Consider the following 17,534-nt stretch of genomic DNA (forward strand, 5'->3'; position numbering starts at 1 on the left):
TTAGCGGGCCCGGTCGACGACCGTCTCGCCGTCGACGACGACGTTGTACGCGGCCTCGTCGTCGTTCCAGAGCACCAGGGCGTTCTCGAAAGACAGCAGGTCGCCGTAGTCGGCCGTCCGGAGGTCCTCGTTCAGTATCGACGCCTCGGTGAGGACGGCGAAGTGGTCGACTTTCTGGCTGCCGTCGCCCAGCAGGTACAGCGGGTTCGCGCCCTCCCGCTCGGCGAGGTCGTGGCTGAGTTTCACACCCAGGAAGTTCACCCGGTCGGTGACGTAGTTCTCGGCGTCGGCCATCGGCGCGTGGATGCCCCGGTCGGGCGTCACGTCGTGCTTTCGCTGGCCGTCCGTCCGCAGAACGCTGTAGGCGTACTGCACGTCCGTGTTGACGAACTCGCCGGTCCCGCCCGCAGGGTCGTCGAGGCGCTGTTGCATCGTCGGCACCTCGATGTCCGGTTTCCGGTCGAACGACCACGACTCGCTGTCGGGCGATTGGTGGGGCCAGAGCCGCACCGTCGGCCCGTACACCGTCGCCGGGCCGCCGTCGGCCACCTCGCGTTCGACTGTTCGGAGCTGTATCGCCGTGTTCCGGTCGGCCGGGGCCAGCGCAAGCAGCGTCCCGTCGTCGGAAAGTGCCTCGACGTATCGATACAGCGTCGCCGCCGCGTCGTCGAGTTCGCTGAGGACGTTGCCGAAGATGATGAGGTCGTATCCCTCGGTGTCAGTGCTGCCGTCGGCACTGCTCTCTTCGTCGCCACTGCTGTCGTCGCCGACAAGCGGCGACGACGGGTCGAACTCCTCGGCGAGCGCCCGGTGAATCTCCCAGCGGACGTTCTGGCCGCTGTCATCCAATAGGGTCGCAAGCACGTCGGCGGCGGCGCTGGGCTCGACGGCGTGGTACTCAAGCAGGGCGTCGTCCGGCAGCAGGTCCCGCAGGGCGAGCGCCGGGCCGCCGACGCCGGCCCCCACGTCAAGCACCCGGAGCTGTGACGGGAGCAGCCCGTCCGCGGCGAGGTCCGCGAGGACGTACTTCGCCACGGCGTAGTAGTCCGGCAGGTGGTAGACGGCGTAGCCAAGCGCCGTCAGTTCGTCGTACTCGACGGATTGGCCCTGGAGATACCGCTCTTTGATATCGCGGATGCGCTCGCGGAGCTCGTCACCGCGTTCGCCGCCGTACCAGTCCGCTCCGCCCCACTCCGTAAGGAGTTCCATGACCTGCTGTTCGTAGCGGTCGGGGAACCGCTCGACGCCGTGGAAGTCCACCGAGAGCCGCCCCTCGGGCGCCGGAACGAAGGTCCCGTCGTCCTGCTCGACGATGCCCAGGTCGAACGCCTCCTCCCGGAGCACCTGCCGGACGACGGCGGGGTGGGGCTGTCCCTCGACGTACTCCTGTAGCTCCTCGGGGTCAAGCGGCCGGACGTTACGGAGGTACTGGGCGTTCTCGCGTATCTGCTGACGTGTGTCCTGGTTCATGAGAGTTGCTCGTAGAGCCGTTCGAACGCGTCCGCGTCGGCGTCGGCGAGTTCCCTGGCGGCGTCGGCGACCGCGTCCGCGCCGTCGAAGGCCGCCTGGATGTCGGCGTACACCCGCGGGTCGCCGCCGGTGACCTGCTCGACGAGGTCGAACAGGCCGGCCGAAACCGGCGTCTGGAACCGGTCGGGCACGTCGGCGGCGGCCATCGCGAACGCGAGTACGGCCGCGTGGGCGCTGGCCTGGACCGTCTCCATGGCCTCGTCGTGTTCCGCCGCCGTCGTCTCGAAGCAGTCGTTCCCGGCCGCGGCCAGCGCGTCGACGACGGCGTCAGCGGCGGGTCCCGACGCGTCGGCGACGACGGCGACGTTGCCGGGCGCGTTCTCGGGGGCGAACAGCGGGTGAAGGCTCAGTCGCTGGCCGTCGGGCATCGCCGCCCGCATCGCCGCGACGGGGCCGGCCATGCTCCCGGTCACGTCGACGATTGCACCCGTTGCCAGCGGCGCGAACTCGTCTATGGCCGTCTCGGCGACGGGCATCGGCACCGCGACACAGACCACGTCGAAGGTCTCAGCCGCGTCGCTGGCGACGGCGCGCCCGCCGACCGCGTCGGCAGCGGCTTCGGCAGCCGACTGGTCGATGTCGGTGAAGGCGACGGACGCGCCGGCGTGGGTCCGGACTGTGCGCGCGAACCACCGGCCCATCGCGCCCGCGCCGACGACGAGGACGTTCATCGGCCCAGCGTAGCCCGGCCCGTCTCAAAAGCCGTTCGGTCACACTCCCTGCCGGTGGGACACCGCACGTGACGATGCCCGGGTAGACAGCCGTCGAATAGCCCGCTGTGGTCCGGTTTCCCCCTCCTAAACGCTTATCTGTCGGCCCTGAGAGAACGGTGACATGAAGCGCGTTCGATTCCGTGACACTGCGGGGAACGTCCGTGGGGGCCGCTGGACCGTCGAGGACGGCGAGCCCGTCGTGACCGCCGCCGCCGGACCGTACGGCCGCATCGCCTTCGGCGACGAGTCCTACGACCCCGACGAGGTGGACATCCTCCCGCCCTGCGAACCGACGAAAGTCGTCTGTATCGGGCGCAACTACGCCGACCACGCCGACGAGATGGGCTCGGACCTCCCGGACAGGCCGATGCTGTTTCTCAAAGCCCCCAACGCTGTCGCGTCTCACGGCAAGCACCTCACGCTGCCCTCGGGGAAAGAGCGTATCGACTACGAGGCCGAACTCGGCGTCGTCATCGGCGAGCAGTGCAAGAACGTCAGCGAGTCGGGCGCGATGGACGTCGTCGCGGGGTACACCTGCGTCAACGACATCTCGAACCGCGACGACCAGGAGATAGAGCAGAACTGGGTCCGCGGGAAGGCCTTCGACAACGCTTGCCCAATCGGCCCGCTCGTCGCGACGCCGGAACACGTCCCCGAGGACGCCAGCATCGAACTCCGACTGAACGGCGAGACGAAACAGTCCTCCTCCCGCGAGCATCTCATCTTCTCGGTCCCCGAACTGATCGCGGAGATAACCTCGTACATGACGCTGGAACCGGGCGACGTCATCGCCACGGGGACGCCCGAGGGCGTCGGTCCGATGGAAGACGGTGACGAGGTCGAGGTCGAGATAGAGGGCATCGGGACGCTCAGACACACCGTCAAGATTCCGTAGGCGGGCCGAGACGCCGGCTCCGTGGCTACTCCACGACGATTGCGCCTCGCATCCCGAGACTCTCGTGCGGTTTACACGAGTACAGGTAGGTTCCGGTCTCCTCGAACGTGTGCTCGTAGGCGCTCCCCTCGTCGACGACGAGTTCCGTATCGAGCGGCCCGTCGCCCCTGGAGACGATGTTGTGCGGGCCGCCGTCGCCGGTCCAGTCCCAGCGGACGGTCGCTCCGGTCGAAATCCTCAGTGCGGGTGGGTCGAAGGCGAACCGGCCGCCGTTACCTTCGGCTCCGACGGTGACCGTTGCGGTGTCGGTGTCGGTGCGGTCGGCGATGGTGCCGTCGAAGTTACTCGCCGCTGCGAGCCACTCGTCGACCGCTGAATTACCGGACGACGGTGGCTCTTTGACGATGACAGCGCCTTTCATGCCGCCGTCGCGATGCGGTTCGGAGACGTAGCGGTGCTCGCCGGTCTCCTCGAAGAAGTACCGATACCCCGTCCCGGACTGGGCGTTCGTCCGGCCGCTGTCGAAAGTACCGTCGAGGGCGACCACGTTCTGCTGGCCGCCGTGCCCGGTCCAGTCCCACCGGACGAGCGTCATCGGCGGGACTTCGATGACCGGTGGGTCGAACGCCAGTCCGCCGTCCGTCTCCTCGCCGACCATGACCGTCGGTCGGGACTCGGGCCCGAAGCGGCGAGCCTCGCCGTCGTAGCCGTTGGCGTCGTCGAGCCACGCTTCGAGGGACTCTGGCGTCGATTCCGGCGTTGCTGTGTCGGTAGCAGTTGCAGTCTCGGTTTCGGTTCCACCGCCCGTAGCCGGGTCTGAACTACCCGAGGAGACACAGCCGGCGGTAACGGCGAGCGCTGTCAACCCTGTGCTTGCGAGGAACTGTCTGCGGGTGGAGGGCGGTCGCATGGCACGCTAGCCGTTGCCGTTCCGGGATAGAAAAGGGGGTGTCTCCTTTCCAGATTCTGGAAACGAACGGTCACCCTTTATTTGATAGTGTTTTATATTTTAGACAGATACCGGGAACCGATACCTGGATATCGCGGGACGTCGGGCAACAGCGTCCCACAGTTTCACGTCGCTGGACGGTCATATCGGAACCGAACCGCCCGCAGAACCACCCCGACCGCCCCTCCCCCGAGAGGTCTCCGTGGCACACAACGACGCGAGCGAGACGCAGGCGCTGTTCGACGCCCTCGCCGACCCTGACTGTCGCGACATACTCAGGGCGCTCGACGAGCCGCTGCCAGCCAAACAGGTCGCCGCTGTCTGTGACCTGCCCCAGACGAGCACGTACCGGAAGCTCGAACAGTTGAGCGAGGCCGAGCTGGTGGCCGAAAAGACGGAGGTGCGCGCCGACGGGCATCACGCGACGGCGTACGTCCGGGACTGTGGCGGGGTGTTCGTCGACATCGGCGCCGACGGCGCTTTCGGGGTCGATGTCTTACCGGCCGAGGAGAGGCCGAGCGACCGGCTCGCACTCCTGTGGTCACGCGTCAGCGAGGAACTATGAACGGAGATATCCCACTCGTCGTCGTCGGATTCAAGACCCTGACAGTGTTGCTCGGCGGGCTCATCACCTACTTCGCCGCCCGCGCGGCGCTGAGAACGCGGGCGACCGGACTCAGGCATCTCGCCGTCGGATTCGGGACCATCACCGCCGGATCGCTCGTCGCCGGCGTCGCGGACCAGCTGTTCGGTCTGAGCACTAACGCGGCACTCATCTTCGAGAACGCGCTCACCGCCGTCGGCTTCGCAGTCATCGCGTACTCGCTGTATGTCACCAGTCGCTCCGGGCCGGTGACACGATAAAAACTGACCGCCGGCCGTCGCGTTACTCGACGACGATGGCGCCTTTCATGCCCAGCGCGACGTGGGGCACACAGTTGTAGAGGTAGGTCCCGGCTTCGTCGAATGTGTACTCGTAGGTGGTCCCTTCCTCTGCGACGGCCGAGCCCGAGTCGAGCGGGCCCTCGCCCTCGGAGACGACGTTGTGGCCGCCGCCCTCACCGGTCCACTCCCAGACGACCGTCGTGCCGGTCGAGACCTTCACCGCGGGCGGGTCGAAGGCGAACGCGCCGCCGTTCCCCTCGGCACCGACTGCGACGGAGACCTCGTCCTGGCCGGTCATCACGACGGTGTTCCCGTCGAAATTGGACGAGTCGCCGACGTAGTCCGCCACCTCGCTCGACGCTTCGACGGTCTCCATCCCACCGTTGCTCTCGGTGGCCGTCATCTCCTCGGCTTCAGTGGTCTCCATCTCCTCGGTTTCGGTGGCTTCCGTTTCGCCACTGTCACCATCGCCGCCACTGTCACCATCACCGCCACTACCGCCGTCGCCGCCGGACCCGCCACAGCCAGCAAGCAGTCCAGCGCCTGATACGGCCGCCGTCGTGCGGATGAACGTCCGCCTGTCGAGGTCGTCTGTCATGCGGCTAGGGTTATGACTGTGCACTTATAAGAGAGTCGTTCCTGTCGCTTGTCAAGGAACAATAATTGAGGTTGGCACCGCTCCGCGGCACCACGATACCGACACAGTTCGGACGGGGATTGATGCGGATAGCGGCCCCATGTTCTCCAATGGGAGTGTCCGTCCGAAAATGACTGTCTGGCTTCGCGGCGACCACCTCGTCCGCCGGTCCGGCCCCCTCGTCAACCGGCCCGAGGAGCCGGTGCTCCTGATAGAAGCGGAGTCGTTCGCCCGCAAACTGCCGTACCACCCACACAAGCTGGTGCTGCTGTTCAGTGCGATGCGGCATTTCCGGGACGAACTCCGTGACGAGGGCCGGACGGTTCAGTACCACCGGACAGAGACCTTCGAAGACGGGCTGGCGGCACACGTCGAGGCCAACCCGGACGACACGCTCGTAACCCACCGGCCACAGACAGCGTCCGCACGGGCGCGACTCGAATCGCTGGTGGCCGACGCCGGCGGCACGGTCGAGTTCGTCCCCGACGAGCGGTTCTGCTGCTCCCCGTCGCAGTTCGACGAGTGGGCCGGGGACGGCCGCTACCGACACGAGGAGTTCTACCGGTTCATGCGCCGGGAGACCGGCTACCTGATGGCGGACGGCGACCCCGTCGGCGGCGAGTGGAACTACGACGACCAGAACCGGGAGACGCCGCCGGACGGCTGGACGCCGCCGGAGCCACCGCAGTTCGAGCCCGACGCAGTCACCGAGGCTGTCATCGAGTGGGTGGATGCGACCTTCGAGGGAAGCTACGACGAGCGGCCGTACGGCGGCGACTGGGCCGACCCCGAACCGTTCCGCTGGCCGGTTACCCGCCGGCAGGCCGTCCGTGCGCTCGACCACTTCGTTACGCACCGACTCCCGGAGTTCGGCCCGTACCAGGACGCCATGCTGGACGGGGAGTGGGCGATGAGCCACAGCCTGCTCTCCACGTCGCTCAACCTGGGACTCCTGGGTCCCGACGAGGTCATCGAACGCGCCATCGCCGCCTACGAGGACGACAGCGCTCCCCTGAACAGCGTCGAGGGGTTCGTCCGACAGGTGCTGGGCTGGCGCGAGTTCCTCCGGCACGTCTACCGGCGGGAGATGCCGGCCCTGGCCGAGGCGAACCAGCTCGGCGCGAGCGAGGCCCTGCCCGATTTCTACTGGGACGGCAACACCGACATGGCCTGTCTCTCCGACGTTGTCGATGGGGTCCGAGAACGGGGCTACTCACACCACATCGAGCGGCTGATGGTTCTCGCGAACTTCGGGCTCATCTACGGCGTCGAGCCGACGCAGCTGAACCGCTGGTTCCACGCCGGCTACGTCGACGCGTTCCACTGGGTGACGACGCCCAACGTCGTCGAGATGGGGCTGTACGGCGCGGGCGTGTTCGCCACGAAACCCTACGCCTCGTCGGCGAACTACGTGGACAAGATGAGCGACTACTGCTCGGGCTGTCCGTACTACAAGACGAAGACGACCGGCGACGGGGCGTGCCCGTTCAACGCACTGTACTGGGACTTTCTCGACCGCAACGAGGACACGCTCCGGTCGAACCACCGGATAGGGCTGATGTACAGCCACGTCGACAACAAAAGCGAGGCGGAACTCGCGGAGATACGCGAGCGGGCCACGGAGATCCGGGAGATGGCGGCCGCTGGCGAGCTCTGAGCACGACCCTATGCAGCGACCGCCGCTCGGCTACCCGTCTCTCTCCGCCGGCTCGGCTGCCTGCCGCTGTTGCATCTCGTGGCGGGTGAACTGCGGCGACGACAGCGCCGGCCCGCGGCGTCGGCGGAACGACCAGGCGAGAACTCCGAGCACCGCCGCGCTCCCGCCCAGCGCGACCCCGGCGGACTGGAGCCCGCTTACGGTGTAGAGGTAGGCACTCACCGGCACCCCCGCACTGGCGACGATACCGAGTAGGAGCCGCTTTGCGAGCCGACGACTCAGGCCGTCGTTGTCCTGCAGGACGGTCCTGACGAGCAGTTCTTCGCGCTCAACCCTGTCGAGTGCGTCCTCCAGCTTCGGCGCAGTCCGCACCGCTGACCGTGTCGACGACGTCACTACCTCCTGTATCTCCGTTTTCACCCGCTCCCGGACGTCCTCGCCAGCGCCCTGTTCCATGACGTAGTCTGAAATAATCTCGATGAAGTCGAACTCGGGGTCGAGCGTGCGACAGACGCCCTCGAGGACCGTCGTCACGCGAACCACCAGCGCCAGGTCCTGTGGCAGGCGCATCGGGAACTCGTACAGCTGCGTCTCGAACTGACCGACCAGTTGCTCGATGCGGTACTCGCTGATGTCCTCGCCGCGGAACTGCTCGATGACGATGTCGAAGGCCTCCCGCATCACGTCGCGGTCGGCCATCGGGTCCAGTGCGCCCATCTCGACGAAGGCGTCCATCACGCGGTCGACGTCGTCGGTGGCCAGCCCGACGTAGAAATCCAGTAGCTGCTCCTGTGTCTTCGGACCGAGGTAGCCGGTCATCCCGAAGTCATAGAAGACGAGCGTCCCGTCGGGCTGGACCGCCAGGTTGCCTGGATGGGGGTCGGCATGAAAGAGGCCGTCCTCGACGATCATCTGGATGTACACCTCTTCGAGCCGGCGGACGAGCGCCGGGCGGTCGATGCCGAGTTCGTCCAGGCGCTCCACGTCGTCGATTTTCACGCCGTCGAGATACGTCATCGTCAGCACGCGGTCCGTCGAGTAGCTCTCGACGACGTCCGGGATGGCGATGTGGTCGTCGTTTGCGAAGTTGTCGCCGATCTCACGGAGCATCCGCGCCTCGTGGCCGTAGTCCATCTCTCGGCGGACAGTCGACGCGAACTCCTCCGTGAGGTTCTCGAGGGTGAACGCCTGGCCCGGGTCCGCACCGTAGGTGAGCACCGGCAGCAGCGTCGACAGCACGCGCAGGTCCGACTCGACGCGCGTTCTGATGTTCGGTCGAAGCACTTTCACCGCGACCCGCTGGCCGTCGATTCGCGCCTCGTACACCTGCCCGAGCGAGGCCCCGGAGATCGCCGTGGTGTCGAATTCCTCGAACAGCGCGTCGATGTCGTCGCCCAGCTCCCGCTCGATGACGGGCTCGATGGTGGCCCACGCGTCCGGCGGGACGTTGTCCTGGAGCTCCGAGAGCACGTCGACGTACGCCCGCGGCAGGGCGTCGGGCCGGGTCGACAGCATCTGTCCGAGCTTGATAAAGGCCGGGCCGAGGTCGACGAAGGTGTCCTTCAGGTAGCGGGCGCGCCGCGTCCGCGCCTCGGGGGCCACTGTCCGGGACCGACCGAACAGGAGAAACCGCTTGCGGTCACGGCCCCACTGCCAGAGCAGCGGGACGAACTGCCAGACGATGACGAGCGCCCGCCAGAGGGCCCGGAGCCGAACGCCGACACCGCCCGGCTGTGCCACTGTCCCCCCCGGCGGCTCGTCGGCGACACGGTCCTCGGCAGTCACTGTTGACAAGTGAGGCCCGGCCACAAATGAGTCTGCTGGAGACGGGTCCCGCTCAGCGACGAAGGAAGCCGAACAGGCGGTACTCCGAGTCCGGCGTGTACCGGCGGAACGCGAGGCTGTTTGCGAGCACGGACACGGACGAGGCGGCCATCGCGGCGGCGGCCAGCACCGGCTGGAGGAGTCCAAGCGATGCCAGCGGAATCATCACCGTGTTGTAGCCCAGCGCCCAGAAGAGGTTCTGCTTGATTTTCCGGAGCGTCGCCTCGGAGATCCGGATAGCCTTCACCACGTCGGCGGGGTCGTCCCGGAGCAGGGTCACGTCGCCGGCCTCGATTGCCACGTCGGTGCCCGAGCCGATGGCACAGCCGACGCTCGCGGCCGCCAGCGCCGGCGCGTCGTTGACCCCGTCGCCGACCATCATGGCCTGGCCGCCGTCTGTCTGGAGGTCATCCACTGCGTCGGCTTTGTCCTCAGGCAGCACGTCGGCCATCACGTTGTCGGGGTCGATACCGACCTCCTCGGCGACGGCGCGGGCGGTCCGCTCGTTGTCGCCGGTGATGAGCCAGACGCCGAGTCCGCGCTCACGCAGCCCGCTGACGGCGGCCTTCGCGGACGGTTTGACCGTGTCGGCGTCCGCGACGATGCCGATGAGCCGGTAGTCCGGGTCGTCCTCCGTCGCGGCGCCCTCTGCCAGTGCGACCAGCATCGCCGTCTTGCCCTCGCGTTCGAGGGCGTCCATCCGCTCCTCTGCCGGTGCGGTGTCGACGCCGGCCTCCGACAGCAGTTTCCGGTTGCCCACGAGGACGCGACCGTGCCTCGTCGTCGCTTGCACGCCCTGTCCGGGGACGTTCTCGAACGCCTCGGGGTCTTCGACCTCGATGCCGCGCTCGCGAGCGCCCTCGACGATAGCCTCGGCAAGCGGGTGCTCGCTGGCGTGTTCGGCGCCGGCGGCGACTTCGAGGACGAACGCCTCGGTCAGTTCGCTCTCGGGTCGGAGCGTGCCACCGTCGGCGGCCGGCCCGACGACTTCGACGTCGGTCAGTTCCATCTCGCCTTTCGTCAGCGTCCCCGTCTTGTCGAAGACGACGGTGTCGACCTCGTGGACCCGTTCGAGCACGTCGCCGCCCTTGAACAGGACGCCGTTGCGCGCGCCGATGGCCGTCCCGACCATCGTCGCGGCGGGCGTCGCAAGCCCCAGCGCGCAGGGGCAGGCGATGAGCACGGCGGAGGCGAACACGACGACGGCGAACTCCGAGACGCCGACGCCGGCCGGGCCGCCCGCGGCCAGCCCCCACAGCGGGAGCGCGTCGACGACGGCCGCCAGCGTCTCCGGCGCGACCGCCCACAGCACCGCCCAGAGGACGGCGTTAGCGATGACCGCCGGGACGAAGTACGCCGAGATGCGGTCGGCGACGTTCTGGATGTCGGGCTGGCGGGACTGGGCCTGCCGGACCCGCTCGGCGATCTGCTGGATGGCGGTCTCCGCGCCGACCTTCGTCGCCTCGACTTCGAGGACGCCGTTCTGGTTCACCGTCGAGCCGATGACTTCGTCGCCCGCACCTTTCTCGACCGGGACGGACTCGCCGGTCACCATCGACTCGTCGACGGCCGAGTCGCCGTCGACCACGACGCCGTCCGTCGGAATCTTCTCGCCGGGCCGGACTTTCAGCCGGTCGCCGACCGCGACCTCGTCGATAGGGACCTCCTCCTCGCTGCCGTCGTCGCGGACGACTGTCGCCGTGTCGGCCTCCATCTCGAGCAGTTGCTGGATGGCGGCCCCGGCCTGGCTCTTCGAGCGGGCCTCGAGGTAGTTCCCGAGCGTGATGAACACGAGAATCAGCGCGGCCGTGTCGAAGTACAGCCCCGTGCTCGCGATGAGGCCAGACAGCGCGGCCACCGAGTAGAGGTACGCTGTCGAGGACCCCAGGGCGATGAGCACGTCCATGTTGGCCCGGCGGTTGTTGACCAGCGCCTTGTAGGAGTTCTCGTAGAAGGGCTTGCCCAGCAGAATCTGGACTGGTGTCGCCAGCGCGAAGGCGACCCAGCCCTGGGGAACCCCCAGAACCGTCTCGCCGACGATTCCGAGCGAGAACAGGTGGTCCGCCATGAACAGCAAGAGCGGCGCCGACAACACCGCTCCGAACAGTGTGAGCCGGAGCTGTCGGCGCGTCTCCTCGTCGCGCGCGGCGGCCCTGCGGTCGGCGCCGGACTGCTCACCGCCGTCGCCGCCGCTCTCACTCCCGCTGCCCTCTCTCACGGGCGTGTAGCCGGCGGACTCGATGGCGTCGTAGAGGTCCGCACGCGACACGTCGGCCGGGTTGTACGTGACCTGGGCCTCATCAGTGGCGTAGTTCACGCTGGCTTCGATGACCCCCGCAGTCGCTTCGAGCGCCTCCTCGTTGGTCTCCGCGCAGTTCGCACACGACATGTCGGTGATGCCGACGGTCACCGTCTCCGTCGCCACGCCGTAGCCGGCGTCCTGGACGGCGGCGACGATATCGGCGAGCGATACCACGTCTGGGTCGTACTCGACGCTCCCCTCGTCGGTGGCGTAGTTCGCGTCGACGGACGCGACTCCCTCGAGCTCGCCCACCGACTCCTCGATGGTGCCCGCGCAGTTGGCACAGCTCATCCCCGTCAGTTCGAGACGGGTGGTCCGTTCACTCATGTTGTCTTACTGTAGGCACCCCTCGTTCATGCGGTTTGTCCCTTTGGTTCGAAAGTCAGACTCGGATATTTCCTCCAGGACTGAACTCACAGCGCCGGCGGACTACGATTCTGAACTCAAGGTCGGATTTCAGGCCCCTTCTTTCAACGATTCGTACTGTTCGACGAACCGTTCGGCACAGGAGCCACAGCAGAAGTAGTACCGCTCGCCGTCGAGCGTGCGCTGTTCGCCCTCCTCGTCGACGGTGTTGCCACACTCCGCGCAGTCGGGCGCGAACTCCGCCCCACCCAGCCCGGCGGTCCATTCGCTGTCCGCAATCATTCGGACCTCGTAGCGGTCCACGTCCCCCAGGGCGACGTGTTCGGCGAGGAGTTCGCTGGCATCGGACTGGGAGACGGTCGCGGCCAGCACCACTCGGCCGCCGGCGGTCCGATAGACTCGCTCGACGGTGTCGGCGTCACCGACCGCCGCGGCGATATCGGCGGCCCGCCCCGGTTTCGCGTCGATCTCGATCAGGACCGGGACGCCGGCCTGCAGCAGCGAGCGGTCGATGTCGAGGGTAAAGCCCTGTATCAGTCCCATTTCGACGAGGCGGTCGACGCGGTCGGAGACCGCGGGGGCCGAGAGGTCCACGCGCTCGGCGATGTCGCTGTAGGGCCGCCTGGCGTCTTCCAGCAGGAGCTGGAGGATTTCGTGGTCGGTGTCGTCGAGTCCGGGCATATCGGACCAACTTCCAGCGCCGGTTTATGTGTTGGGTCCGCTCGCGTCTGTAGTTCGCCGGCCGCGTCGGGTCTGGAAGCGAGATAATTAGAGTAGTCTAATCTCTGGGTTAGATACTAACAATTATATACTTCTACGATAGCAATTCACGTATAATGACTATCGAACCCTGCAGCGAGCCGTCGCGAGGACTCACCCGCAGGCAGGCACTCGGTGCCGGAGCGGGGGCCCTCGCGTCCGGCCTTGCCGGCTGTCTGACCGGCGGCGGGACGGAGCCGGCATCAAACAGCAACGAGAGCGGCAGCGCCGCGGACGGACCGGTCGCGGTGGCGTCTTTCTTCAGCTTCTATGACTTCGCCCGCGAGGTCGCACGCGGGACGCCGATAACAGTCGAGAACCTCATCCCGACCGGACTGCACGGCCACGGCTGGGAACCGGACGCCAGTATCACGCGAGACATCATCGACGCGGACGCGTTCATCCACGTCGGCCCGGACTTCCAGCCGTGGGCGGACCGGGCGATCCAGACGCTCGAGGACGACGACGTCGATACCGAACTCATCAACGTCCGCGAGGGCATCGAACTCGAAACGCTGGCGGCGAGCCTCGACCCCGACGAGGAGGGGGTCGGACAGAACAGGGCCAGGGACCCCCATTTCTGGCTTGACCCACAGCGCGCGAAACAGTCGGTCGACAACATCGCCGAGGGGCTGGTCGCGCTCGCACCGGACGCCGAAGACACGCTTCGGAACAACGCCGAGACGTACAAGTCAGACGTCCTCGACCGCATCGACGCGGACTACGCCGATATCTTCGACCGGGCCGACCGGAACGTGGTCCAGCTCGCGGCGCACAACGCCTTCCAGTACATCGGGACGCGCTACGGCGTCAGGATGCGCCCGCTCGTGGTCAACCTCGCGGCCAGCGGCGACGTGAAGCCGTCGGACATCACCGAGGCGAAGGCGGTCATCGAGGAAAACGACATCCGGTACATCGGGGCCGGCGTGTTCGAGACGCGGAAGCCAGCGAGACAGTTGCTCGCCGAGACACCGGTCGAGGCCTACTACCCGGTGACGCCCTACGCCGGCGTCCGCGAGGAGTGGGTGGCAAACGACTGGGGCTACGAGGAGATCGCCTACCGAATCAACATGCCGACGTTCGAGGTCGTCCTGGGGAACACGGCACCCGAAGACGCGGGTCCCGACGGCTGGAACGAGACCTGGCGGAACTTCGAATGATGGCGTCACTGGGTTCGCTCTTACAGGGTGATACCGTCGAGGAAACGGCCGATTCGGAGGGGAGCGACTCGCCGGTCGTCGAGCTCACCGACGTGTCGTTCGGGTACACGTCCACCCCAGTGGTCGAAGACATCAGCGTCAGTATCGACGGCGGGGAGTACGTCGCCGTGGTCGGGCCGAACGGCTCCGGCAAGTCGACGCTCATGCAGTTGCTGCTCGGACTGCTGGAACCGGACGCGGGCACCGCGGAACTGTTCGGCGTCGACGCGACGGGGTTCGACGACGGGGCCAGAGTCGGCTACGTCGCCCAACGCGCCGGGACGAGCCGAGAGATGCCGATAACGGTCCGCGAAGTGGTGAAGATGGGCCGGTTCCCACACGTCGGGTTCGGGTGGCTCTCCGCGGCCGACTGGCGCATCGTCGACAAGGCCATCGACACGGTCGGGATGGCGGCCTTCGCAGACAGGCGCATCACGCAGCTTTCGGGCGGGCAGCGCCAGCGGGCGTTCATCGCACGAGCCCTGGCTGGCGAGGCCGACCTGCTCGTCCTGGACGAACCGACAGTCGGCGTCGACACCGAATCGGTCGACGCCTTCTACGAACTGCTCGACTCGCTGCACGCCGACGGGATCACCGTCCTGCTCATCGAACACGACCTGCAGGCCGTCACCGAATACGCGGAGCGCGTCATCTGTCTGAACCGGGAGATATACTTCGACGGCCCCTCGACGGAATTCACCGACAGCGCGGCGCTGGCCAGGGCGTTCGGGACGGGCGCGCAGTCACTGACCGGAGGCGGCGGATGACGGTGGCGTTCGCGGCCGGTGGCGTCTACGAGGCGTTCCTCCCGGTCCTCGAAGCCTGGTACTGGCTCCTGACACTGCTCTACCGCCTCACTGGGCTGGAGCTCATCAGCCCCGAGTACACCTTCATGTACCGGGCGATACTCGTCGGGCTGTGTGTCGGCGTCATCGCGCCGCTCATCGGGACCTTCCTCGTCCACCGCCAGCTCGCGCTCATCGGGGACGCCCTCGCCCACACGGCCTTCGCCGGCGTCGCCGTCGGGCTGTTTCTCAACGGCGTCTTCGAACTGGGCGTCTCACCGTATCTCACCGCAGTCGTCGTGGCCGTCATCGCGGCGCTGCTCATCGAACTCATCTCCGAGGCGACCGACGCCTACAACGACGTCTCGATGGCGATCGTCCTCTCGACCGGGTTCGCGCTGGGGACGGTCCTCATCAGCCTCAACGCCGGCGGACTGGCCGTCGGCATCAACCAGTACCTGTTCGGGAACCTCTCGACGGTGTCCGCCGAGAACGCGGTCATCATGCTCGGCCTGTTCAGCGTCATCGTCGGCACGGTCGCGCTCACCCGCAACCAGCTGCTGTACGTCACGTTCGACGAGACTGCCGCCGCCGTCTCCGGGCTCCCGGTGGCCTGGTACAACCGGATTATGGTGATGCTGACGGCGCTCGTCGTCGTCGGCGCGATGCAGATAATGGGCGTCATCCTCGTCGCGGCCATGCTCGTCGTCCCGGTCGCCGGCGCGACGCAGGTGTCCCGGAGCTTCTCGGAGTCGCTGCTGGTCTCGATTGTGCTGGCCGAACTGGCCGTGGTGCTCGGCATCAGTGTCTCGTACTACGCCGGCGCGACGGCCGGCGGCGTCATCGTCCTCGTCGCGGTGGGGATATACGTCCTCTCGGTAGTTGTCGGAAAACTCCGGACGACGGCCGCTGCGGACGAGACGCGGGAACTCGACGCTATCAGCCAGGACTGAGAGCACGACCGGGACCCGTCAGCGGGCCCGAAACCGGACCGGAATCACGCGATAGAGCGGCGCTTCTCAGCCGCCTATCTGTGCCGCGATACCCGAGACCATCGTCTCCCACAGCGAGACCCCCATCGTCACGCTCAGGGCGAAATCCGCCGCGAAAAACAGGAACAGCCCCGCGCCGACGAAGTGAGCTTTACGGAGGTTGAAGCGATGGGCGAAGCGGTGGAAAAAGAGGGCGTTGGCCAGGCTCACCGGGATGATAGCGAGCATCTCACCGGTCCAGATGGCGCTGGCGTGGGCGCTGTACTGGGCGGCGAGCGTGATCGTAATGAGCTGGGTCTTGTCGCCGAACTCGCCGAAGGCCATCATCGCGAAGATGGGCAGGAAGCCGCCGAGTTTGTTCGGCACCTGCCAGTCGACGACGGGGACGCGGACGTCCAGCTGTCCGCCGTCAGTAATGAAGCCGGACGCGGGTTCCAGTTGCTCCGTCTCGGCCGCCGGGGCACTGCGGACCAGCAGTACCGCGAACAGCAGGAACATCCCGGCGGTGAGACTCTCGAGGACGATACCCGGCAGTACCGACGTGATGGCGGAGCCGAACCAGATCTCCAGTGCCGTCCAGCCGGCGAAGGCCGTGCCCGCGGCGCTGACGACGAGAAACGGGTTGAACCGCGTCGACAGGCCGGCGATGATGAACTGGACCTTCTCGCCGGGGAGGACCGCCAGCTGCGCACCGGCTGCTATCGCCACGACTGTCAGCCACGTCGCCTCGCTCACGCCTGGCTCACTCCGTCTTCGCCCTGCGTATCCGGTACGCGGACCTGAATCGCGTCGGCGATGTGGTCCGGTAGCGACACCGACGACCCGCTCTCTAGTTGGACCGTCACCATCCCGATGGGGGCGACCTCTCCGATTGTCAGCACGGTTCCCGGCGTGATGCCGGCGTCGGAGAGATACGTGAGTTCGTCGGGGTCCCGGTCCCGAACCCGCGCGACCTCGAGTCGCCGCCCTTCCCCGTGTTCCGACAGCGCCGTCGCGGACTCGTCGTCGATGGGGTCCAGCGAGTCGCTGGGAATCGGGTCCCCGTGGGGGTCGAACTCGGGTTCGTCGAGGACGGCCGCGACACGGCGCTCGAACTCCTCGCTGATGTGGTGTTCGAGCACCTCCGCTTCCTCGTGGACCTCGGCCCAGTCGTAGCCCAGTTGTTCGGTGAGAAACGTCTCGAGCAGGCGGTGGTGACGGATGATCTCTAGGGCCACCGTCTCGCCTTCCGGCGTCGTCCGTACGCCCTTGTACTTCTCGCGCTCGACGAGCCCGCGGTCGGCCAACTTCTCGACCATACTGGTGACCGTGGGTGCCGTGACATCCAGCATCTCGGCGATGGTAGACGGAGAGATCGGCGGGTCGCCGTCCCGCTCCAGGCGATAGATCGCCTTCAGGTAATCCTCCATTTTGGCACTTAGCATACATCAGATTAGACGAATCTAACGCAAAAGATTGGCGGTTCCAACAACTCCGGACAGACGCCGTTACTTATCAGCGGCGTACGTCTCTCGCCGTTTCCGGGTCAGGAGCCACAGGAACAGATACCCGATGGCACCCAGAACGAACAGCGTTGCGGGGATGAGAAACGGTCCGAACGTCCGAACCAGCGTCTCGACCACCGGCAAAGCGACCATACCCCGGCTAGGGACGTTGCCCTGATAAAGCTCAAGGGTACGGTGGGCACGGCCCCGACGCGGCCATTCGACGGTGTCACGGATTGTGACGAGAAATCAGAGACGCGGGCGGACCCTTGCGCCGCTCAGATGAGGTCCTGGTCTTCGAGCGAGGCCATGACGTCGTCGACGAACTCGTCAACGGTGTCGTAGGGGAACTCCCCGTCGAGTTTGGTGTTCAGCTCCATCGCCGTCATCGAGAAGTCGCCGGATTCGAACTTCGTCGACGGGCCGCCGGGGAGTGCCGGCACGAGGTCCATCGGGCTGGATATCGGGTAGTCTGCGTCCTCGAACGCCTCGACGAACTGCGAGCGGAGGTCTTCTTTATCAACCATGGGCGGACGTTGTGCGAGAATTATGATAAA

The 17,534-nt window shown here is 66.8% G+C and carries 18 protein-coding genes; 7 read left to right on the plus strand and 11 right to left on the minus strand.

Going from position 1 to position 17,534, the window contains the following annotated elements:
• Both KZ498_RS08890 and KZ498_RS08895 read right to left on the minus strand, forming a co-directional pair.
• Positions 1 to 1,470, minus strand: coding sequence for a class I SAM-dependent methyltransferase (locus KZ498_RS08890; RefSeq protein WP_312618329.1), 1,470 nt, complete (start codon positions 1,468 to 1,470; stop codon positions 1 to 3).
• On the minus strand, positions 1,467 to 2,201 hold the full coding sequence (locus KZ498_RS08895; protein ID WP_312618330.1) for a prephenate dehydrogenase/arogenate dehydrogenase family protein: 735 nt from the start codon (positions 2,199 to 2,201) through the stop codon (positions 1,467 to 1,469). The genes KZ498_RS08890 and KZ498_RS08895 overlap by 4 nt, the downstream gene beginning before the upstream one ends.
• 163 nt (positions 2,202 to 2,364) lie before the next feature.
• Between KZ498_RS08895 and KZ498_RS08900 the strand changes: the two genes are divergently transcribed.
• On the plus strand, positions 2,365 to 3,138 hold the full coding sequence (locus KZ498_RS08900; RefSeq protein WP_312618331.1) for a fumarylacetoacetate hydrolase family protein: 774 nt from the start codon (positions 2,365 to 2,367) through the stop codon (positions 3,136 to 3,138).
• A 25-nt stretch (positions 3,139 to 3,163) separates the two neighbouring features.
• Here KZ498_RS08900 and KZ498_RS08905 read toward each other — a convergent pair whose 3' ends face one another.
• Positions 3,164 to 4,048, minus strand: coding sequence for a halocyanin domain-containing protein (locus tag KZ498_RS08905; RefSeq protein WP_312618332.1), 885 nt, complete (start codon positions 4,046 to 4,048; stop codon positions 3,164 to 3,166).
• A 241-nt stretch (positions 4,049 to 4,289) separates the two neighbouring features.
• On the opposite strand from KZ498_RS08905, the gene KZ498_RS08910 reads away from it, so the two are divergent.
• Together KZ498_RS08910 and KZ498_RS08915 are read left to right on the plus strand one after the other, a co-directional pair.
• The gene (locus KZ498_RS08910) at positions 4,290 to 4,652 is read left to right on the plus strand and encodes a helix-turn-helix domain-containing protein (RefSeq protein ID WP_312618333.1); all 363 of its coding nucleotides are present in this window, start codon (positions 4,290 to 4,292) and stop codon (positions 4,650 to 4,652) included.
• On the plus strand, positions 4,649 to 4,951 hold the full coding sequence (locus tag KZ498_RS08915; RefSeq protein ID WP_312618334.1) for a hypothetical protein: 303 nt from the start codon (positions 4,649 to 4,651) through the stop codon (positions 4,949 to 4,951). Before KZ498_RS08910 ends, KZ498_RS08915 begins: the two co-directional genes overlap by 4 nt.
• A gap of 22 nt (positions 4,952 to 4,973) precedes the next feature.
• Here the strand turns inward: KZ498_RS08915 and KZ498_RS08920 are convergent, their stop codons facing one another.
• Positions 4,974 to 5,570 (minus strand): halocyanin domain-containing protein, encoded by a 597-nt coding sequence (locus KZ498_RS08920; RefSeq protein WP_312618335.1) that lies wholly within the window; start codon positions 5,568 to 5,570, stop codon positions 4,974 to 4,976.
• Positions 5,571 to 5,739: 169 nt separating this feature from the next.
• Between KZ498_RS08920 and KZ498_RS08925 the strand changes: the two genes are divergently transcribed.
• Positions 5,740 to 7,266 (plus strand): cryptochrome/photolyase family protein, encoded by a 1,527-nt coding sequence (locus KZ498_RS08925; RefSeq protein ID WP_312618336.1) that lies wholly within the window; start codon positions 5,740 to 5,742, stop codon positions 7,264 to 7,266.
• 30 nt (positions 7,267 to 7,296) lie between these two features.
• Here the strand turns inward: KZ498_RS08925 and KZ498_RS08930 are convergent, their stop codons facing one another.
• The 3 genes from KZ498_RS08930 to KZ498_RS08940 all read right to left on the minus strand — a co-directional run bounded on the left by KZ498_RS08930 (position 7,297) and on the right by KZ498_RS08940 (position 12,439).
• Entirely contained in the window at positions 7,297 to 9,051 is a 1,755-nt protein-coding gene (locus tag KZ498_RS08930; protein ID WP_312618337.1) for an AarF/ABC1/UbiB kinase family protein, read from the minus strand.
• A gap of 52 nt (positions 9,052 to 9,103) precedes the next feature.
• Complete coding sequence (locus KZ498_RS08935; RefSeq protein WP_312618338.1) at positions 9,104 to 11,719, minus strand: heavy metal translocating P-type ATPase; 2,616 nt, start codon at positions 11,717 to 11,719, stop codon at positions 9,104 to 9,106.
• A gap of 129 nt (positions 11,720 to 11,848) precedes the next feature.
• Complete coding sequence (locus KZ498_RS08940; protein WP_312618339.1) at positions 11,849 to 12,439, minus strand: winged helix-turn-helix transcriptional regulator; 591 nt, start codon at positions 12,437 to 12,439, stop codon at positions 11,849 to 11,851.
• A gap of 155 nt (positions 12,440 to 12,594) precedes the next feature.
• Here KZ498_RS08940 and KZ498_RS08945 point away from each other — a divergent pair, with 155 nt between their 5' ends.
• From KZ498_RS08945 to KZ498_RS08955, 3 genes are read left to right on the plus strand one after another with little or no spacing between them, the layout of a single operon-like run.
• On the plus strand, positions 12,595 to 13,677 hold the full coding sequence (locus tag KZ498_RS08945) for a metal ABC transporter substrate-binding protein (RefSeq protein WP_312618340.1): 1,083 nt from the start codon (positions 12,595 to 12,597) through the stop codon (positions 13,675 to 13,677).
• Positions 13,677 to 14,483: a metal ABC transporter ATP-binding protein gene (locus tag KZ498_RS08950; protein WP_396276109.1), complete on the plus strand. Its 807-nt coding sequence runs from the start codon at positions 13,677 to 13,679 to the stop codon at positions 14,481 to 14,483. The genes KZ498_RS08945 and KZ498_RS08950 overlap by 1 nt, the downstream gene beginning before the upstream one ends.
• Entirely contained in the window at positions 14,480 to 15,454 is a 975-nt protein-coding gene (locus tag KZ498_RS08955) for a metal ABC transporter permease (RefSeq protein ID WP_312618342.1), read from the plus strand. Before KZ498_RS08950 ends, KZ498_RS08955 begins: the two co-directional genes overlap by 4 nt.
• 66 nt (positions 15,455 to 15,520) lie before the next feature.
• Here KZ498_RS08955 and KZ498_RS08960 read toward each other — a convergent pair whose 3' ends face one another.
• From KZ498_RS08960 to KZ498_RS08975, 4 genes are all read right to left on the minus strand, one after another.
• Positions 15,521 to 16,228, minus strand: a complete 708-nt coding sequence (locus tag KZ498_RS08960; protein WP_312618343.1) for a TMEM165/GDT1 family protein — start codon at positions 16,226 to 16,228, stop codon at positions 15,521 to 15,523.
• Positions 16,225 to 16,917, minus strand: coding sequence for a metal-dependent transcriptional regulator (locus KZ498_RS08965; RefSeq protein ID WP_312618344.1), 693 nt, complete (start codon positions 16,915 to 16,917; stop codon positions 16,225 to 16,227). The genes KZ498_RS08960 and KZ498_RS08965 overlap by 4 nt, the downstream gene beginning before the upstream one ends.
• Positions 16,918 to 16,980: 63 nt before the next feature.
• Complete coding sequence (locus KZ498_RS08970) at positions 16,981 to 17,130, minus strand: hypothetical protein (protein ID WP_312618345.1); 150 nt, start codon at positions 17,128 to 17,130, stop codon at positions 16,981 to 16,983.
• Between the two features lie 125 nt (positions 17,131 to 17,255).
• A complete protein-coding gene (locus KZ498_RS08975; RefSeq protein WP_312618346.1) occupies positions 17,256 to 17,504 on the minus strand; it encodes an MTH865 family protein in 249 nt (82 codons plus the stop codon).
• Between the last annotated feature and the right edge of the window lie 30 nt (positions 17,505 to 17,534).

The sequence above is a fragment of the Haloarcula sp. 1CSR25-25 genome, assembly GCF_032027985.1.
In the GTDB taxonomy this organism is placed as follows: domain Archaea; phylum Halobacteriota; class Halobacteria; order Halobacteriales; family Haloarculaceae; genus Haloarcula.